This window comes from Bradyrhizobium sp. NBAIM14, assembly GCF_020193895.1.
GTDB classification, from domain to species: Bacteria; Pseudomonadota; Alphaproteobacteria; order Rhizobiales; family Xanthobacteraceae; genus Bradyrhizobium; species Bradyrhizobium yuanmingense.
In genome coordinates this window covers 50675-67758 of the sequence record NZ_JADYVQ010000021.1, presented here as the reverse complement: position 1 = coordinate 67758, position 17084 = coordinate 50675, and the positions used below count along the sequence as shown (strand labels likewise).

Below are 17084 nucleotides of genomic sequence, written 5' to 3'. Positions count from 1 at the left end.
CGAAAGAGGCTGCCGTGACCACCCAGAGTGCCGCCATACCTGCGTTCAAGCCGGGCGCCACGAGCCCCGCGCTGACCGCCGCGGCCTTGGTCACGCTGATCGGCGCAGCCACGATTGCGGGCGCCTGGTTCTTCCAGCTCGTCCTGGAGATCCTGCCCTGCCCATTGTGCCTGGAGCAGCGCTACGCCTATTACCTTGCGATACCGCTCGGTGTGCTGACGGCGCTGGCGGCGCGAAGCGGCGCGCCGCGGCCGCTGCTGCTGGCTGGGCTGGCGATCCTCACCCTGGCCACGCTCGCCAATGCCGGCCTCGGCGCCTACCATTCCGGGGTCGAATGGGGGTTCTGGAAGGGGCCGACCGATTGCTCCGGTCCGGTCGTCAACCTCGGCAGCGCCGCCGATCTCTTGTCGAAGCTCGACACCGTGAAGGTGGTGCGCTGCGACGAGGTGCAATGGCGCTTCCTCGGCCTGTCGCTCGCCGGCTACAACGTGCTGATCTCCCTCGTGATGGCCGCGATCGCCGCGTGGGGATTCGTGCGGACCGCGAAGCGCTAAAGCTCAATCATCCACGTCGTCCTGCGTGCGCCCGAACAGGTGCACGATGCCCGGCGTTGCGATCGTCACGAAGACGAAACGCGACAGGTGGTGGGCGCAGACGAAGATCGGGTCGATGTGCAGCGTCAAGGCCAGCGCCAGCATCGCGTCCATCGCGCCCGGCGCGAAGGCGACGACGACGTCGGAGAATTTCACCGGGGTGGTCAGCGCCACGATGCCAACGAAGATGGCGGAGACGGCGATGGCCACGGCAAACGAGCCCAGCGCAGCGCGGAGGTGGCCGGCGAGCGTCTTGATCCGCATCCGCGCGAAACGGCTGCCGATCAGTGCGCCGATCCCGATCAGCGCAACGCCACGCACCCAGTCCGGCAGGCCGCCCTCGACCCATCCGGCACCATGCAGCACGCTGGAGGCGATCATCGCGCCGAACATCCAGCTCGCGGGAAACCTGATCAGCCGCAACACGAGCGCTGCGGCCAGCGACGCGGCGGCTAGCTCGAGCAGGTCGAGCGGCGAGGCGATGGTCGTCGTCAACGACGGTGCAGCGGAGGGCGTGACGCCTGCAATCGCCAGCACCATCGGCAGCGCGGCGGTCAGGATCATGACGCGCATGGTCTGCACCACCGCAATGCCCGGCAGGTCGGCGCCGCGCTCGACCGCCAGGATCGTGATCTGCGACAGCGCGCCGGGACTGCCGGCCAGGAAAGCGGAGGTGCGGTCCCAGCCATGCATGCGCTGGAGGTAATAGCTCGACCCGAACGTGGAGCAGAACGTGGCGAGCGCAAGCAGGCCGATGGTGACGGGGTAGGCGCTGACCTGCTGAAGCAAATGGCGCGAGACGACCGAGCCCAGCGAGATGCCGAGCAGCACCAGCACGGTCTGGGTCAAAATCGGCGGCAAGGTCAGCTGGCGGCCGGCGATCGCGGCGATCCCGACCGCGATCATCGAGCCGGAGATCAGCCCGCCGGGAAGGCCGGCGAGCAGAAACACAAGGCCGCCGGCGGTGCCGATGACGAGCGTCTCCACCGTGCTCAGGATCGTGGCACGGCTCGGCCATTCGAACGACAGGGAGGCGGTGATGTGCTTCACGCCACCTTATCGCAAATCAGCGCGAGGCGCACAATTGCAGGCTCATCATGCCGCAATGCGCGAGGCCTTCCGCGGAGGCTCGGAAGGAATCGTGACGGGCTTATTTCTTGTCGGCTGCGGGAGCGGCGACTGCGCTGCCGGCCTTCGCCTCCTTTTTGCATTCGCGACGGAATTTCTTGCGCTCCTTCCCCTTCAATCCCTTGGCGTCCGCCTGCCTGGAGCATTCCAGCGATTCCGCCGATCGCTCCTTCGTTGCCTTCTTGTCGTCGACGGTGGCGGCAGTGTCGGTCTTGGCGGCCGGCGCGGCGGTCTGCGCGAAAGCGGTGCCGGTGACGAGCAGGGAGGCGAGAGCAACGGCGGCGAGGCGGGACGTGAAGGTCATGTGGTGCACTCTGCTTGCGAGAATTGCGAAGGGCTGGAACGTTGGCTCGCGTTGCTGAACGCGACATGAATGAGTTGAGCGGCAGGATCACTATATTTTGCCGGCGCAACCCATCGCATCCTTGTCGCAAGCGGCCGGCACGCTAGGATAGCAATCCTCAATTCACTTCCGTCGGGGAAGATCAAGCAGGAGACCCAGGGATGACCATTCAGACGAAATTGTTGTATGCGATCGCAGCGTCCGGTGTCGCGGGATTGCTGACGAGCGCGCCGGCACAGGCACTGACAGCGCAGGAGTGCAGCGCGAAGTACCAGGCCGCCAAGAAGGACGGCTCGCTCGGCACCATGAAGTGGAATGACTTCCGCAAGGCCCAATGCGGTGCCGATGCGACGCCCGCCGCTGCGCCGACAGCGGCTGCGCCCACAGCTCCCGCGGAGCCGAAGCAGGCCAAGAAGGAAGAGGCACCCGCCGCCGCGCCGGCCCTGCCGGCCGGTCCTGCGGTCTACCCAAACGCGGTCGATCCGAAATATGCCAAGGAGACGCCCGGCAAGGCGCGCCTGCACACCTGCGTCGACCAGTACAATGCCAACAAGTCCACCAACGGCAACGGCGGCTTGAAATGGATTCAGAAAGGCGGCGGCTATTACAGCGAATGCACCAAGAAGCTGAAGGGCGCCGCCTGAGCTTCGCAGCGAAGGCCGGAGCAAGGCTCCGGCCGATTCGCCTGAATTCTCGCGCATGATCTTGGCAGAACACCTGCGCTCACCCGGCCCTGGGGGTCCGGATCATGCTTAGTCCAGCAGCTTCTCGGCAGATTTCGCCACGAGCTGCGACCGCTTGCGCGGACCGCTCTCGACGAACAACAGGCTCTGGCCGAAGATGAAGCAGTAGAACAGAAAGGCCTGCGCGTCGGCCTCCTCGGCCGCAAGACCGGTTGCGCGATAGAGGTCGCCGACGTGCCTGAGCCGCGCCGCGTCGACGCTCGCCACCGCCGCCGCGGCGTTGTCCTCCGATCGGGCCCATTGCCGGATCGCGAGCTCGATCGCCATCCCTTCTGGATTGAGCCGCTCGGAATAAAGCTGGATCACCGCCTTCAGCCGCTCGCGGGGCGCTTGTCCGTCGAGGCTCGTCTGCTGCGCGATCGCGGCGATGCGGCCCTTGCGCCAGGCTTCGAGCATGGCCTCGAGCAGTGCGGCGCGGTCGGCGAAGCGCCGGTAGAAGCCGCCCTTGGTGACGCCGAGATTCTTGGCGAGCACCTCGACCCGCACGCCCTCCACCCCCGCGCGGGCGAGCTCGGCAAACCCAGCCTCGACCCAGACGTCGCCCTTGCCGTCGCTCATGAAGAAAGCCTCACCCGGTCTTGATACGGTGCCGTATTGCTAACGTGACACGGGTTTGATACGCTACCGTATCAACGAGCAAGGACGAAATTGCGGGAGGAAATGCGATGGAGCAGGAGGCGACCTATCGCGGCACGGTCTATCCGTGGCAATGCGACCATGTCGGGCACATGAACATCATGTGGTATGTCGGCAAGTTCGACGAGGCCAATTGGAATCTGTTCGCTCGTCTCGGCCTGACGCCGAGCTATTTGCGCATCTCCGGCCGCGGCATGGCCGCGGTGCAGCAGAACATCGCCTACAAGCGCGAGCTGCTCGCCGGCGACATCGTCGAGATCCGCAGCCATCTGCTCGAGATCAGGGACAAGTCGATCCGCTTCCGGCACGACATGACGAATGCGGAGACCGGCGAGCTCGCGGCGACGTGCGAGATCACCGGCGTGCACATGGACCGTCAGCTCCGCAAGTCCGCCCCGTTCGCCGATTGCATTCGCGAAGCTGCCTTGAAGCATCTTGCCGAACCAGCCGAGGTGTGAGCCATGACTGCCTTCGAGCCGAAAAACCCGGGCTATCGCGCGGCGGCCATCGCCATGTTCGATGCCCAACCGGCCATGCGCACGCTCGGCATCGTGATCGTCCGTCTCGCGCCGGGCGAGGTCGAGCTGGCGATGCTGCATGCGCCGGCCTTCACGCAGCAGAACGGTTTCATCCATGCCGGCATCATCACGGCCGGGCTCGACAACGCCTGCGGCGTTGCGGCCTTCAGCTTGATGCCGGCGGAGGCCGGTATCCTCACGGTCGAATTCAAGACCACGCTGCTCGCGCCCGCCCGCGGCGAGCGTTTCGTCTTTAAGGCCGAAGTGGTCAAGCCCGGCCGCACGCTGACCTTCTGCGAGGCAAAGGCCTACGCCGAGCATGACGGCAAGACCACGCTGATCGCCATGATGAGCGGGACCTTGATGGCGATGCTGCCGGCGGCTTAGTCGAGCCGGACGCGATTCGCGTGGCAATCGCGCCCGCGGCATTCTATATGACCCGTAACAATGACCGGTGCGCGGGCGTATATCCGCAAGACGGGACCGGAACGGGACGATATGACAGGATTTGGGAATAATGGCCTTGGGCCGAGCCGGCGCGCAGCCTTGACGCTGATCGGAGCGGGCGCTCTCGCCGTGGGTGGGATCGTTTCGGCGCGCGCCGCCACCGGCGATGACGAGGTGCTGACCGAAGCCAAGGTGCTGCGCGATCCCGACACGCCGGTCGCAGGCAATCCCGACGGCAACATCACCATCGTCGAATGGTCCGACTACAATTGTCCCTATTGCCGCAAGCTCGAGCCCGAGCTGCGCCAGGTGGTCCAGGACGACGGCAAGGTGCGGCTGGTCATGAAGGACTGGCCGATCCTCGGGCCGGTTTCGGTCACCGCGGCGCGGAGCGCGCTGGCGGCCAAGTTCCAGGGCAAGTATCACCAGGCCCATGACGCCCTGATCGGCGTCAGCTCGCGCCTGACCGAGCCGCGCATCAACGAGCTGCTCGCGGCTGCCGGGGTCGACATGGACCGCTTGAAGCGCGATCTCACCGGCCACGCCAAGGACATCGACGCCATCCTCAAGCGCAACAACGAGCAGGCTGAAGCTTTCGGCTTCCAGGGCACCCCGTCCTTCATCGTCGGCAAGTATCGCGTGCCCGGCGCGCTCAGCATGACCGAGTTCGAGCAGGTCATCGCCGACGCCCGCAAGGCCAAGATGAACTGAGCCGGCGATATTTCAGGACGCAATACAAAGGCGCCGTCGCGGGTCTGCGACGGCGCCTCGTTCATGTCGATCGGACGAAATTACTTCGACGAGATCCGGACCCAGTCCTTGTGCGCGCGATCGCGCAGCGCATCCCAATCGGCCTTGGCGACGTCCCAGTTCACGATCGTTCGGTTGGTGGTCGCGATGTCGCCTTTGGCGACTGACGACGTCTGCATGGAATCATAGACGTAGACGCCGCCCGCAAGCAGCAACGCGCCCAGAATCATTCCGAAAAAAGTCTGCATGGCGAACCTCCGGTGACGGGCGATAACGTCGGCCCGGAGTGATGGTTCCGCGACTATGCGGCGCATCCAAGGAGAGGTTGTTCATTTTCCATTCAGCCACTCCATCAGCTCCGAATTGATCTCGCGCGGATAGGTGTGGCTGAGGTCGTCGATCTCGCGATAGGTAACTTGGGCACCGGCGGCGGACAGCGCCGCCTGCGTCTGCCGTGCGGTCTGCACCGGAAACATCCAGTCGAGCTTGCCGTGAGTGATGAAGACCGGCAAGCCTTGCAGGCGCGTTGCGTCGGCCATCTCCGCCATCAGCGGATGGAAGGTCGCCGCAACCGGGGCGAGATGCGTGAAGGGCGAGGCGCCGTCGAGGCCGGTGACGTAGCAGAAGGTGCCGCCGTCGCTCATGCCGGTCAGCAGCATGCGCGAGGGGTCGATGCGCCAGCGGCCGCGTACAGTATCGATGATGCGCATGAGGTTCGGTGTGTCGGTGTCGTCGCCCATCAGCGCCCAGGTCGGGCCGGTCGCGGTCGGCGCCACCAGGATCGACCCGAGAGTGCGGGCGTCGCGGAGCCAGCTCCACAGAAAGCCGCGTCCGTTGCCGCTGCCGCCATGCAGCGCCATCACCAGCGGCATGGCACGCTCGGGCGCATAATATTCGGGGACATAGACCGAGAAGCCGCCGCGGCTGCCAGGCTCGTTGCGGTCGTGGAAGATTCCGGTATCTTGGCTCGCGCTGGCTTGGAGCCGCAGCAACAAATCCGCATTGTCGCGATTGGCAGCGTTGAGGAAGAAGCTGCTCACCGGCGGAAACTGCGCCGCCAGCGGATAAAGCGCCTCCTGCGCGCGCGGGACATGGCGCAGCGCGCGGAACACCGCGACGAGATCGCCATGGCCACGCTCGACCTCACGAATGCCGGCAAAGGCAGCGAGCGTCTCGCCGCAGGCGCGATCGAGCCGGTCGCGCAAGCCTCCGAACTGCTCCGGCCATTCCCCGATTGCGCCGTGCGCCGTCTGCAGCGCCTCGTCCGGCGTGCCGATCGCATCCATCACCGAGGCGAAGGCCGGTGGATGCAGATGCCGCTGGAAGAAGCCGAGCGCTTCCAGCGCATTGAGCAGCGGCGGCAGCACGGCCACGATGTCGTCCACCACGGCCTCGGTCATCGCCCGCTTCCTCAAAGCCTTTTGGATCAGTGCAGCTTCGGCGCCTTCAGGAGCTTGAAGCGATCGGTCGACGTCACGGTGACGTCGAAGGTGACGCCTTCGTGATGAACGGTGAGCGGCACGTCGACGCCGGCGGCGCCGAGCGCCCACATTTTCTTGTAGAAGGCGGTCTGGCTCGTCACCCTGTCACCGTTCACGGCGAGAATGACGTCGCCGGTCTTGAGCTCGGCGCGGGCGGCCGGGCCATTGGCGGAGATCCCGATCACCACCACGCGGTTGTCGATCTCGGTCGAATAGAGTCCGAGCCAGGGTCGTGCCGGCTTGTTGACACGGCCGAACTTGCGCAAGTCCTCCAGGACCGGCTTCAGGAGGTCGATCGGCACGATCATGTTGACGTGCTCGGCCTCGCCGTCACGTTCGCGATCGAGCTGGAGCGAGCCGATGCCGATCAGCTCGCCGCGTTCGTTGAGCAGCGCCGTACCGCCCCAGTTCGGATGTGCGGGAGCGGTGAAGATGGCCTCGTCCAGCAGATATTCCCAGTAACCGGCGAATTCCTGCTTGGCCACGACCTGGCTCGCGACCGAGCGCGTGCGTCCGCCGGCGCCGCCGACCACGACGCGGTCGCCGATCCGCGTCGCCGCCGACGAGCCGAGCGGCAGCGGCGCAATGTCGAGCTGGCCGAGCGCCTGCACCAGCCCGAACCCGGTCTCGGAATCGAAGCCGAGCGCATGGCCCTCCACCACTCGTCCGTCGGCGCGGTGCAGCCAGACCGACTCTGCCTCAGTGATGAGATAACCTATCGTGAGCACCAGGCCGTCATCGATCACGACGCCGTTGCCGGCGCGTTCGGTGCCCAGCGTCTCGGCACTGAAGGCGTCCGGAGGGATGATGGCGTGCAGGCCGACGACGGAGCCGAGCGCGCGGTCGAGATCGAAACCATAGTCGCTCGCCCGCGGCTGGTTCGCCGGCGGCACTCTCCATTCGGTCAGAGCGCTCATGGAGTTCTCCTGGCTGAGAGCATCGCTCCGGCAAGGCTGGCGGAGCGACGCGCGAAGCACGCCTAATTTAGGCCGGAGCAGACCGTCTTGAAAGCCTCGTTCCCAACTATTCGGGAGAACGCCGCGTGAAATCTTGGAAAGGCCCGGAAACACATCGTCATCTGATCCGGCGCATGGCTGCTGTCCGGCGCAGTGCTAGGCGCCGTGCAGTGAAGCTGCTAACCATTGCCGCCTCGTTTGACCAAGGGATCACGGACGACAAGCATGGACAACCGCAGCGACATCTGGCGTGGCATCGACACGATCAAGGCACGCTTCATCGACCTCAGCGACAGGGTCTGGGGCATGCCTGAGGTCTGCTACACCGAGGCGCGGTCCGCCGCCGAGCATCTCGCCGAGCTGCGTCATCAGGGCTTCCGCATCACCGAGAACGTCGCCGGCATCCCGACTGCGCTGATCGGCGAGTGGGGCGAGGGCGGTCCGGTCATTGCCTTCATGGGCGAGTACGACGCGCTGCCGGGCCTCAGCCAGGAGGCGGGTGTCGCCGAGCATCGCCCGATCGAGACCGGCGGCCATGGCCATGGCTGCGGTCACAACCTGCTCGGTTCCGCAGCGCTGCTCGCCGCGACCGCGGTGAAGGACTGGCTGGCCGAGAACAAGGTGCCCGGCCGCGTGCGCTATTACGGCTGTCCGGCGGAGGAAGGCGGCGCGGCCAAGGCCTTCATGGTGCGCTCCGGCGCGTTCGAGGACGCCGACATCGCCATCACCTGGCACCCGCACAGCTTCTGGGAGGTGGCGGTAACGCCCTCGCTTGCGAATACGCGCGCGGATTTCATCTTCACCGGCCGCACTTCGCATGCGGCGGCCTCGCCGCATCTTGGCCGTTCGGCGCTCGATGCGGTGGAATTGATGAATGTCGGCGTGAACTACATGCGCGAGCACATGCCGAGCGACGCGCGCGTGCACTATGCCCTGCTCGACACCGGCGGCATCGCGCCGAACGTGGTGCAGGCCCATGCCCGCGTGCGCTATTCGATCCGCGCGCGCGATCTTCCCGGCATGAACGAGTTGGTCGAGCGTGTGTCCAAGATCGCGCAAGGCGCGGCGTTGATGACCGAGACCAAGGTCGAGATGAAGATCATCTCCGCGGTCTCCAACATCCTGCCCAACACGCCGCTGGAGCAGGCGCTGCATCAGGTCATGGAAGAGCTCGGACCGCCGCATTTCGACGATGCGGACAAGAGCTTTGCCGGCCAGATCCGTGCGACCTTGAGCGACAAGGATATCGCCTCGGTCTATTACGCGATCGGCATGGAGCCGACCGATCGGCCGCTGGCCGACTTCCTGGTGCCGCTCGATGCCAAGCGCAATCCGCTGGTCGGCTCCACCGATGTGGGCGACGTGAGCTGGGTGGTGCCGACCGTGCAGGTGCACGCACCGACGGTTGCAATCGGCACGCCCTTCCACACCTGGCAGGTGGTGGCGCAGGGCAAGAGCCCGCACGCGCACAAGGCCATGGTGCAGGCCGCCAAGGCGATGGCAGGTCTCGGCATCAAGGCGTTGACGGAACCGGAGCTGATCAAGGTTGCCAAGGCGGATCTCCAGAAGCGGACGGCCCGCACTCCTTACGTCTGTCCGTTGCCGGATCACGTCGCGCCGCCGCTCGACATGTCCGTGGCGTAGGAATTCGCCTCGATACTTCGTCTGATCCAGCGAACAAATTTTCCGCAGTGCAGCGCGCAATCCGGCAGATTTTGATGCTGGATTGCCGAACGGATGGGCTGCGGAGCGCAATTTTGCCCAACGGACAGCCAATAGACCGTTTGCATACACACGGTCCCAGTTGACGTGCACCCCATTCGGTGTGCCATCTACCGCCAGCCAAACCCGGCGGTCGCGAGCGGCCGCCTGCATCCATGTCGGAACCAGACGGGGGACAACCATGCTGGACAAAGAGCTGCGTTTGATGATCGGTCAGGTGAAGGACGGGCGGATGGACCGCCGCGCCTTCGTCAAGCGCCTCGCCGCGGTCGGTCTCACCGCTCCCCTGGCCAACCAGCTCCTCGCGCTCGGCGGCGTTGCCATGGCGCAGAGCCCCGCGGTCTACAAGCCGACCAAGCGCGGGGGCGGCGGCCCTCTCAAGGTGCTGTGGTGGCAGGGGCCGACGCTGCTCAATCCTCATTTCGCCACCGGCACCAAGGACCAGGACGGATCGCGGCTTTTCTACGAACCGCTCGCCAGCTGGGACGCCGACGGCAATCTCAACCCGATCCTCGCGGCAGAGATTCCCTCGCTTGCAAACGGCGGTCTCGCCGCCGATGCCAAATCGGTGGTCTGGAAAATCAAGCCGGGAGTCAAATGGCACGATGGCAAGCCGCTGACTGCCGACGACTTCGTGTTCACCTGGCAATACGCCAGCGATCCCGCCACGGCTGCCGTCAGCATCAGCACCTATGGTGACATCACGGTCGAGAAGGTCAGCGATCTTTCGATTCGCATCCTGTTCAAGACCCCGACGCCGTTCTGGGCCAACGCGTTCGTCGGCGCTTATGGATGCGTTCTCCCCAAGCATCTGTTTGCCGACTACAAAGGCTCGAAGTCCCGCGAGGCGCCGAACAATCTTGCCCCGGTGGGCACCGGTCCCTACAAGTTCGTCGAGTTCAAGCCGGGCGATGTGGTCCGCGGCGAGCTCAATCCCGACTATCACATGCCCAACCGTCCGCATTTCGACACGATCGAGATGAAGGGCGGCGGCGATGCCGTCTCGGCGGCGCGCGCGGTGATCCAGACCGGCGAATTCGATTTCGCCTGGAACATGCAGGTCGAAGACGACGTGCTGCTGCGTCTGGAGAAGGGCGGGAAGGGCAAGACCGTCTATGCCACCGGCGGCGACATCGAGTTCATCGCGATCAACTTCACCGATCCGAACACTGAGATCGACGGCGAACGGTCCTCGATGAAGACCAAGCACCCGATCTTCTCCGATCCGAACGTGCGCAAGGCGCTCGCCCTGCTCGTCGACCGCGACTCCGTCAAGAAGGCGATCTATGGTCGGGCCGGCCGCACCACGGCCAACTACCTCAACGGCCCCGAGAAGTTCGTCTCCAAGAACACCTCGTGGGAGTTCAACATCGAGAAGGCGTCGAAGATGCTCGATGACGCCGGCTGGAAGGTCGGCGCCGACGGCATCCGCGAGAAGGACGGCAAGAAATTCAAGCTTCTGTACCAGACCTCGACCAACGGTCCGCGCCAGAAGACCCAGGCCATCGTCAAGCAGGCCTGTCAGAAGGCCGGCATCGACGTGGAGCTGAAATCGGTCGTCGCCTCGGTCTTCTTCTCGTCTGACGTCGCCAACCCGGACACCTATCCGAAGTTCTATGCCGACATCGAGGAGTTCCAGATCCCGATGACGCAGCCCGATCCGGCCCTGCACATGCGGCGCTACATCTCCGCCAATGTGGCCACCAAGGAGAACAAATGGCAGGGGCAGAACTTCCCGCGCTACGTCAACAAGGAGTATGATGACGCCATTGCTGCGGCTGAGACCGAGACCGATCCAGTCAAGCGCGCCGCGCTCTACATCAAGTGCAACGACCTGTTGTGGCAGGACACCGTGTTCATTCCGGTGATGCATCGCCTGCTGGTGGATGCCTGCTCCAACACGTTGCGGCCGGCGCTCTCGGGCTGGGCCAATCGGACCGATAACCTTCAGGACTGGTACCGGGAGGCATGAGCGCAGGCTAGACGGGATTCTTCCCTATGAGTCAGTATGTCCTGCGTCGCCTCCTGATCGCCGTTCCGAGCCTGCTGGCGATTTCGCTGGTGCTGTTCGTCGTGCTTGCGCTCGCGCCCGGCGATCCGTTCTCCGAACTGGCCACCAATCCGAACGTGCCGCCCGAAGTGCAGGCGGCACTCCGGGCCAAGTTCGGTCTCGACGATCCGATCTACCTCCGCTACCTGCACTGGCTCAACGCCATGCTGCACGGCGACTGGGGCTTCTCCTTCGTCAGCCGGATGAACGTCGACACGCTGATCCTCCAGCGCCTGCCCGCCACGCTCTACGTGATCGGCTCGGCGCAGATCCTGGCGCTGCTGATCGCGATTCCGGTCGGCGTCTATGCCGCGACCAGGCCGTATTCGCTGTTCGACCAGATCGCGAATACGCTCGCCTTCGTCGGCTTCTCGCTGCCGACCTTCTTCACCGGCATCCTGTTCATCCTGATCTTCTCGGTCACGCTGGACTGGCTGCCTTTCGTCTACACCACCGACATCAAGGCCACCGGCATCCGCTGGGTGCTGGAGATGATCCGTCAGGCGATCATGCCGGTGGCGGTGCTCGGCCTGTTCCAAGCGGCGTCGATGACGCGCTTCGTGCGCTCGGCGATGCTCGACGTCATCCGGCTCGACTACGTCACCACGGCGCGGGCCAAGGGCCTCGGCCAGACCACGGTGATCATCAAGCACGTGATGCGCAACGCCATGATTCCCGTGGTCACGCTGATCGCGTTGCAGATGCCCGCGGTGTTCGGCGGCGCCATCGTCACCGAGCAGATCTTCCGCATTCCCGGCATCGGCTCGCTGCTGATCTCCTCCATCCTTTCCAACGACACGCCGGTGGTGATGGCCGTCACCTTCGTCTTCGCGTGCCTCGTGGTGCTGTTCAATCTCATCGCGGACGTGCTTTATGGCTGGCTTGACCCTCGCATCTCCCTCCGCTGAGCGGCGCGCCTATTCGCCCTGGCGCGAAGCATGGCGGCGTTACAGCCGCCACCGGCTCGCGGTGGTCAGCGCTGTCCTGCTCCTCATCCTGGTGCTCGCCGTCGTGCTTGGGCCGTTCGTGTGGCGTGTGAAGATCAACGAGATCGACATCGTCGCGGGCCTGCAGGGTCCGTCGCTCGCCCATCCCTTCGGCACCGACGATCTCGGCCAGGACATTCTGGCGCGCATGATCTATGGCGGCCGCATCTCGCTCGCGGTCGGGCTCGCCGCGATGCTGGTCGCTGTCATCATCGGCACAGTGATCGGCGCGCTCGCCGGTATGTCGCGCGGCGCGCTCGGACACGGATTGATGTGGCTCACCGACCTGTTCCTGTCGCTGCCGCAGCTGCCGCTGCTGCTGCTGCTGATCTATCTGTTCCGCGACGGGCTGAAGCAGGTGTTCGGGCCCGAAGGCGGCATCTTCATCTTGATCGTGCTCGTGATCGGAGGTCTGCGCTGGATGCCGGTGGCCCGGCTGGTGCGTGCCCAGTTCTTGTCGCTCCGCGAAAAGGAGTTCGTCGAAGCCGCCCGTGCGCTCGGTGCCAGTCCGGTGCGGCAGGTGGTACGGCACATCCTGCCCAATGCGGTCGGCCCGGTGATCATCGCCGGTACCATCGACGTCGCCGCCGCGATCATCGCGGAATCGACGCTGTCCTTCCTCGGCCTCGGCTTCCCGCCGGATACCCCGACCTGGGGCCGGCTGCTGTTTGACGCCAAGGATTTTCTCGACATCGGCCCGCACTGGGCGCTGTTTCCGGGCGGCGCGATCTTCGTCGCGGTGGTGGCCATCAACTTCATCGGCGACGGTCTGCGCGACGCGCTCGATGCGCGACGGGTGATCTGATGGCGCCGCTGCTCGAGATCAAGGGCCTGAAAACCCACTTCTCCACGGACGACGGCATCCTCCAGGCCGTCGACGGTGTCGACATCTCCATCAACAAGGGCGAGACGCTCTGCGTCGTCGGCGAATCCGGCTGCGGCAAGACCGTGACCGCGATGTCGATCCTGAAGCTGATCGCGATGCCGCCGGGCCGGATCGCGGCGGGCCAGATCATCTTCGAGGGGCGCGATCTGGTGCCGCTGACCAGCAACCAACTCGACGAGATCAGGGCGAAGGAGATCGGCTTCATCTTCCAGGAGCCGATGACCTCGCTCAATCCGGTGCTCACCATCGGCGAGCAGATCGCAGAGAGCCTGCGGCGGCACGAAGCGGTGACCAGGAAACAGGCGCTCGAGCGCACCATCGAGATGCTGAAACTGGTGCAGATCCCGAACGCCGAAGGCCGCGTGCACAATTATCCGCATCAGTTTTCCGGCGGCATGCGCCAGCGCGTGATGATCGCGATGGCGCTCGCCTGCAAGCCGAAGCTGATCATCGCCGACGAGCCCACCACCGCGCTCGACGTCACCATCCAGGCGCAGATCCTCGACCTGTTGCAGGACATGAAGGACCGCTTCGGCATGGCGGTGATGCTGATCACCCATGCCATGGGCGTCGTCGCCGAGACCGCGCAGCGCGTCGTCGTGATGTATGCCGGCAAGGTGGTGGAGGAGGCGCCCGTCGACGATCTCTTCGGCGATCCCCGTCACCCCTATACGCAAGGCTTGATCCGCTCGATCCCGCGCATCGATCTCGACAGCGAGCACAAGACGCGGCTCGAGGCGATCGGCGGCTCTGTGCCGATCCTGATCAACCCGCCGGCCGGCTGCCGCTTCGCGCCGCGCTGCAAGTTCGCTATGAATGTCTGCACCGAGAAGGAGCCGCTGCTGCGCGAGATCGCGCCCGGTCACCGCATGGCCTGTCATCTCGGAGATACCAGCGTGGGAGCCGCGTCATGAGCGAGCCCTTGCTCCGCGTCAGCGGCCTGAAGAAACATTTCCCGGTGCTCGGCGGCCTCTTGTCGCGCCAGGTCGGCACCGTCTATGCGGTCGACGGCGTGTCGTTCTCGGTCAACCGCGGCGAGACGCTCGGCCTCGTCGGCGAATCCGGTTGCGGCAAGTCGACGACCGGGCGCTGCGTGCTGCGCCTGATCGAGCCGACCGACGGCGAGGTCACCTTCGACGGCCAGGACGTACGCAAGCTCGGCGGCAACGATCTGCGCGCGATGCGGCGGAACATGCAGCTGGTGTTCCAGGATCCGTTCGCCTCGCTCAATCCGCGCATGACGGTCGGGGCCATTCTCGGCGAGGCCTTTACCATCCACAATCTCGCCTCCTCCTCGAAAGAGCGCGAGGAGCGCGTTGCGGGGCTTCTGGTCAAGGTCGGGCTCAAGGCCGAGCACATGCGGCGCTATCCGCATGAATTCTCCGGCGGCCAGCGCCAGCGCATCGTGATCGCGCGCGCGCTCGCGGTCGAGCCGAAGCTGATCGTCTGCGACGAGCCGGTCTCCGCGCTCGACGTGTCGATCCAGGCCCAGGTCATCAACCTGCTGGAGGACCTTCAGGCCGAGCTGAACCTGACCTATCTGTTCGTCGCGCACGATCTCTCGGTGGTCGAGCACATCTCCGACCGCGTCGCGGTGATGTATCTCGGCCGCATCGTCGAGCTCGCGAAAGCCAGCGACCTCTACCGCAACCCGCAGCATCCCTACACCAGGGCGCTACTGTCGGCGGTGCCGGTGCCAGATCCAAAACTCAAGCGCGAGCGCATCCGCCTCAAGGGCGACGTGCCGAGCCCGATGAAGCCGCCCTCCGGGTGTCACTTCCACACCCGCTGCCCGATCGCCCAGCCACGCTGCGCGGAAAGCGCGCCGCCGCTGAAGGAGGGCGCGGGCGGCCATTTCGTGGCGTGCCATCTGGCGTAGTGCTATGAATCCGTAGACGGCCGATCAGCTCACGCGCTTTTCGCGGGCCATGCTATCACCTGGCCCGACATCACCAGCCGGTCTCGGCCGCTCTCCTTGGCGACGTAGAGCGCACGGTCGGCGGCGGCGACCAGCGTACTAGAGTCCATCGCGGTCTGGGACGGAAGAGCCGCGGCGCCGCCGATGCTCGCAGTCACCAGCCGCGAAGGCGGATTTTGCGCGTGCAGCATGGCGAGATCGAGCAGCGCCTGGCGAATCGCTTCGCCGACCTCGGCGCAGCCTTCAGGACCGGTGTTCGGCAGCAGCACGGCGAATTCCTCGCCGCCATAGCGCGCCGCGAGGTCGGCCGGACGCCTGGCCTGGGCGGATAAAATCCGGGCCAGCGCGCGCAGGCAGGCGTCGCCCGCCAGATGCCCATAGAGATCGTTGAATTTCTTGAAATGATCGACATCGATCAGTAGCAGCGAGAGCTGGGTTCCGTCGCGCCGAGCCCGCGCCCATTCGTCGGCAAGGTGGTCGTCGAAGGCGCGACGGTTGGCGAGGCCGGTGAGACCGTCAGTGATTGCCAGCGAGGCGAGCCTGTCCTGAAGATCCTTCTGCTCGGTCATGTCGCGCACGACCGCGACGACGCCGTCGATCACGCCGCTGTCGGACGCCACGGTGACGTGTAGCGCCGCCTCGGCCCAGATCTCGCCTTTGTCGCGATGACGCTGCCGATAGACGAACCGCGCTTCCTCCGCCTCGCCATTCTTCAGCGCGGCGATGGCCTGCTCAACTCGTTCCATGTCGTCGGCGTGAATGCCGGCCAGGGCCGAGGTGCCCATCAGTTCTTCGGCCGACCAGCCGGTGATGCGCGCGCAGGAGGGAGAGACGTAGAGCAACCGGTTATTCAGCCCGATGCGGGTCACCATGTCGCTGGATTGCTCGGCCAGCAGGCGGAAATTGGCTTCCTTGGCGACCAGGGCCTGTGCCGTGCGCTGCCGCTGCAGCAACTGACGGACCAGATAGTAGCCGATCACCGCGATCAAGAGGACGAGTCCGAGGACGAAGCTCATGCGTGCTGCTGCCGCGCGTCGCCAGGGGGCGAGCACGTCAGCCTGCGACTTGCTCGCCAGCACCATCAGGGGATAGCGGCTGCTGCGCTGGTAGTAGCTCAGCCGCTCCGCGCCATCGAGCGGCGATTTGAAGTAATAGACCGCTGCGGCGGGGCGGCTTTTCCAGCTTCTGAACAAGGGCGCATCGGACAGGTCGCGTCCGACGAAGGCGCCGCTCTCGTCACGGCTGCGCGCCAGCATGATGCCGCTGTCGTTGAGCAGAGATGCCGAGCCGTTCGGCCCGATGTCGAACCGCTCGTAGAATTTGACGAAATAGCTGACGTCGATCGTGAGCAGGGCGACGCCGGCGAAGCCGCCGTCGGAATCGTTGATCCGGCGGGATGCGGTGACGATCCACTGACCGCCGGAGCGGCTCTTGACGGGTCGCCCGATCAGCGTGCCCGTGTCCGTAGAATCGCGATGGCGTTGGAAATATTCACGGTCGCTGTTGTTGAGCTTGGAGAAATCGAGGTGCTCCGTCGTGGCGAGCCAGCGGCCGGTCGCATCATAGATGAAGATGCCGCGGATGCGTTCCGATGATTTGCGGGTGGGCAGATAGGCCTGGAGCTTCATGATCGTGTCCGGGCCCATCCCGTCGATCTCGAGCCGGTGGACCAGCCCGACGAGAATCGTATCGGCAAGCTCGAACGTGTCGTCCGCGTGCTGGATCAGCGACTGAGCGAGGTTGGTGACGTCGATTTCGGCGTTCCTCAGATCGGCGTTGCGCGCCTCCCATTCGCGCCACGCACTCAGGCCGAGGATAGCCACGCAAGTCAGCACGACGAATCCGGCCGCCCAGAGCGGAAGGCGCGTCTTGCCGAGTTCGCGGCTTGTGACCATCAGGCTTGCTCCAAATCGGAGCAAACCTCTCA

Annotated in this window: 18 protein-coding genes; 11 read left to right on the top strand and 7 right to left on the bottom strand. The window is 65.2% G+C overall.

Features of this window, described 5'->3' with window-relative positions:
• Positions 1-14 precede the first annotated feature (14 nt).
• Positions 15-554, top strand: coding sequence for a disulfide bond formation protein B (locus I6F28_RS31935; protein WP_109142230.1), 540 nt, complete (start codon positions 15-17; stop codon positions 552-554).
• 3 nt (positions 555-557) lie between these two features.
• Here I6F28_RS31935 and I6F28_RS31930 read toward each other — a convergent pair whose 3' ends face one another.
• Positions 558-1643, bottom strand: a complete 1086-nt coding sequence (locus I6F28_RS31930) for an AbrB family protein (protein WP_225142875.1) — start codon at positions 1641-1643, stop codon at positions 558-560.
• Positions 1644-1743: 100 nt separating this feature from the next.
• Positions 1744-2025: a PsiF family protein gene (locus tag I6F28_RS31925; protein WP_036020676.1), complete on the bottom strand. Its 282-nt coding sequence runs from the start codon at positions 2023-2025 to the stop codon at positions 1744-1746.
• 200 nt (positions 2026-2225) lie between these two features.
• Between I6F28_RS31925 and I6F28_RS31920 the strand changes: the two genes are divergently transcribed.
• Positions 2226-2708, top strand: a complete 483-nt coding sequence (locus I6F28_RS31920) for a hypothetical protein (protein WP_225142873.1) — start codon at positions 2226-2228, stop codon at positions 2706-2708.
• A 108-nt stretch (positions 2709-2816) separates the two neighbouring features.
• On the opposite strand, the gene I6F28_RS31915 is transcribed toward I6F28_RS31920, so the two are convergent.
• Positions 2817-3365 carry a TetR/AcrR family transcriptional regulator gene (locus tag I6F28_RS31915; RefSeq protein ID WP_035996748.1) on the bottom strand — a complete coding sequence of 183 codons (549 nt, stop codon included), beginning with the start codon at positions 3363-3365 and terminating at the stop codon, positions 2817-2819.
• Positions 3366-3472: 107 nt separating this feature from the next.
• Here I6F28_RS31915 and I6F28_RS31910 point away from each other — a divergent pair, with 107 nt between their 5' ends.
• The 3 genes from I6F28_RS31910 to I6F28_RS31900 all read left to right on the top strand — a co-directional run bounded on the left by I6F28_RS31910 (position 3473) and on the right by I6F28_RS31900 (position 5119).
• The gene (locus tag I6F28_RS31910) at positions 3473-3901 is read left to right on the top strand and encodes an acyl-CoA thioesterase (RefSeq protein WP_035996751.1); all 429 of its coding nucleotides are present in this window, start codon (positions 3473-3475) and stop codon (positions 3899-3901) included.
• A gap of 3 nt (positions 3902-3904) precedes the next feature.
• On the top strand, positions 3905-4348 hold the full coding sequence (locus I6F28_RS31905; RefSeq protein ID WP_035996753.1) for a PaaI family thioesterase: 444 nt from the start codon (positions 3905-3907) through the stop codon (positions 4346-4348).
• Positions 4349-4459: 111 nt separating this feature from the next.
• Entirely contained in the window at positions 4460-5119 is a 660-nt protein-coding gene (locus tag I6F28_RS31900) for a DsbA family protein (protein ID WP_225142871.1), read from the top strand.
• Positions 5120-5199: 80 nt separating this feature from the next.
• On the opposite strand, the gene I6F28_RS31895 is transcribed toward I6F28_RS31900, so the two are convergent.
• The 3 genes from I6F28_RS31895 to I6F28_RS31885 all read right to left on the bottom strand — a co-directional run bounded on the left by I6F28_RS31895 (position 5200) and on the right by I6F28_RS31885 (position 7556).
• Positions 5200-5406 carry a hypothetical protein gene (locus I6F28_RS31895; RefSeq protein ID WP_035996755.1) on the bottom strand — a complete coding sequence of 69 codons (207 nt, stop codon included), beginning with the start codon at positions 5404-5406 and terminating at the stop codon, positions 5200-5202.
• An 81-nt stretch (positions 5407-5487) separates the two neighbouring features.
• On the bottom strand, positions 5488-6558 hold the full coding sequence (locus tag I6F28_RS31890) for a carboxylesterase family protein (protein WP_225142869.1): 1071 nt from the start codon (positions 6556-6558) through the stop codon (positions 5488-5490).
• Between the two features lie 26 nt (positions 6559-6584).
• Positions 6585-7556 carry a S1C family serine protease gene (locus I6F28_RS31885; protein WP_225113025.1) on the bottom strand — a complete coding sequence of 324 codons (972 nt, stop codon included), beginning with the start codon at positions 7554-7556 and terminating at the stop codon, positions 6585-6587.
• A 264-nt stretch (positions 7557-7820) separates the two neighbouring features.
• Between I6F28_RS31885 and I6F28_RS31880 the strand changes: the two genes are divergently transcribed.
• The 6 genes from I6F28_RS31880 to I6F28_RS31855 all read left to right on the top strand — a co-directional run bounded on the left by I6F28_RS31880 (position 7821) and on the right by I6F28_RS31855 (position 15118).
• Positions 7821-9239: a M20 family metallopeptidase gene (locus I6F28_RS31880; protein WP_035996763.1), complete on the top strand. Its 1419-nt coding sequence runs from the start codon at positions 7821-7823 to the stop codon at positions 9237-9239.
• 259 nt (positions 9240-9498) lie between these two features.
• On the top strand, positions 9499-11289 hold the full coding sequence (locus tag I6F28_RS31875) for a peptide ABC transporter substrate-binding protein (RefSeq protein ID WP_225142867.1): 1791 nt from the start codon (positions 9499-9501) through the stop codon (positions 11287-11289).
• Between the two features lie 26 nt (positions 11290-11315).
• Positions 11316-12275, top strand: coding sequence for an ABC transporter permease (locus tag I6F28_RS31870; protein ID WP_025033623.1), 960 nt, complete (start codon positions 11316-11318; stop codon positions 12273-12275).
• Complete coding sequence (locus I6F28_RS31865; RefSeq protein WP_035996800.1) at positions 12241-13158, top strand: ABC transporter permease; 918 nt, start codon at positions 12241-12243, stop codon at positions 13156-13158. Before I6F28_RS31870 ends, I6F28_RS31865 begins: the two co-directional genes overlap by 35 nt.
• Entirely contained in the window at positions 13158-14153 is a 996-nt protein-coding gene (locus I6F28_RS31860; RefSeq protein WP_035996773.1) for an ABC transporter ATP-binding protein, read from the top strand. Before I6F28_RS31865 ends, I6F28_RS31860 begins: the two co-directional genes overlap by 1 nt.
• Positions 14150-15118, top strand: coding sequence for an ABC transporter ATP-binding protein (locus I6F28_RS31855; RefSeq protein ID WP_035996776.1), 969 nt, complete (start codon positions 14150-14152; stop codon positions 15116-15118). Before I6F28_RS31860 ends, I6F28_RS31855 begins: the two co-directional genes overlap by 4 nt.
• 29 nt (positions 15119-15147) lie before the next feature.
• On the opposite strand, the gene I6F28_RS31850 is transcribed toward I6F28_RS31855, so the two are convergent.
• Complete coding sequence (locus I6F28_RS31850) at positions 15148-17052, bottom strand: sensor domain-containing diguanylate cyclase (RefSeq protein WP_225142864.1); 1905 nt, start codon at positions 17050-17052, stop codon at positions 15148-15150.
• Positions 17053-17084: the final 32 nt, after the last annotated feature.

Coding starts and splice junctions, on each gene's coding strand:
- I6F28_RS31895 (WP_035996755.1), bottom strand. CDS start 5,406: ATGCAGACTTTTTTCGGAATGATTCTGGGCGCGTTGCTGCTTGCGGGC.
- I6F28_RS31865 (WP_035996800.1), top strand. CDS start 12,241: ATGGCTGGCTTGACCCTCGCATCTCCCTCCGCTGAGCGGCGCGCCTAT.
- I6F28_RS31855 (WP_035996776.1), top strand. CDS start 14,150: ATGAGCGAGCCCTTGCTCCGCGTCAGCGGCCTGAAGAAACATTTCCCG.
- I6F28_RS31910 (WP_035996751.1), top strand. CDS start 3,473: ATGGAGCAGGAGGCGACCTATCGCGGCACGGTCTATCCGTGGCAATGC.
- I6F28_RS31860 (WP_035996773.1), top strand. CDS start 13,158: ATGGCGCCGCTGCTCGAGATCAAGGGCCTGAAAACCCACTTCTCCACG.
- I6F28_RS31890 (WP_225142869.1), bottom strand. CDS start 6,558: ATGACCGAGGCCGTGGTGGACGACATCGTGGCCGTGCTGCCGCCGCTG.
- I6F28_RS31915 (WP_035996748.1), bottom strand. CDS start 3,365: ATGAGCGACGGCAAGGGCGACGTCTGGGTCGAGGCTGGGTTTGCCGAG.
- I6F28_RS31870 (WP_025033623.1), top strand. CDS start 11,316: ATGAGTCAGTATGTCCTGCGTCGCCTCCTGATCGCCGTTCCGAGCCTG.
- I6F28_RS31905 (WP_035996753.1), top strand. CDS start 3,905: ATGACTGCCTTCGAGCCGAAAAACCCGGGCTATCGCGCGGCGGCCATC.
- I6F28_RS31885 (WP_225113025.1), bottom strand. CDS start 7,556: ATGAGCGCTCTGACCGAATGGAGAGTGCCGCCGGCGAACCAGCCGCGG.
- I6F28_RS31925 (WP_036020676.1), bottom strand. CDS start 2,025: ATGACCTTCACGTCCCGCCTCGCCGCCGTTGCTCTCGCCTCCCTGCTC.
- I6F28_RS31880 (WP_035996763.1), top strand. CDS start 7,821: ATGGACAACCGCAGCGACATCTGGCGTGGCATCGACACGATCAAGGCA.
- I6F28_RS31875 (WP_225142867.1), top strand. CDS start 9,499: ATGCTGGACAAAGAGCTGCGTTTGATGATCGGTCAGGTGAAGGACGGG.
- I6F28_RS31920 (WP_225142873.1), top strand. CDS start 2,226: ATGACCATTCAGACGAAATTGTTGTATGCGATCGCAGCGTCCGGTGTC.
- I6F28_RS31900 (WP_225142871.1), top strand. CDS start 4,460: ATGACAGGATTTGGGAATAATGGCCTTGGGCCGAGCCGGCGCGCAGCC.
- I6F28_RS31850 (WP_225142864.1), bottom strand. CDS start 17,052: ATGGTCACAAGCCGCGAACTCGGCAAGACGCGCCTTCCGCTCTGGGCG.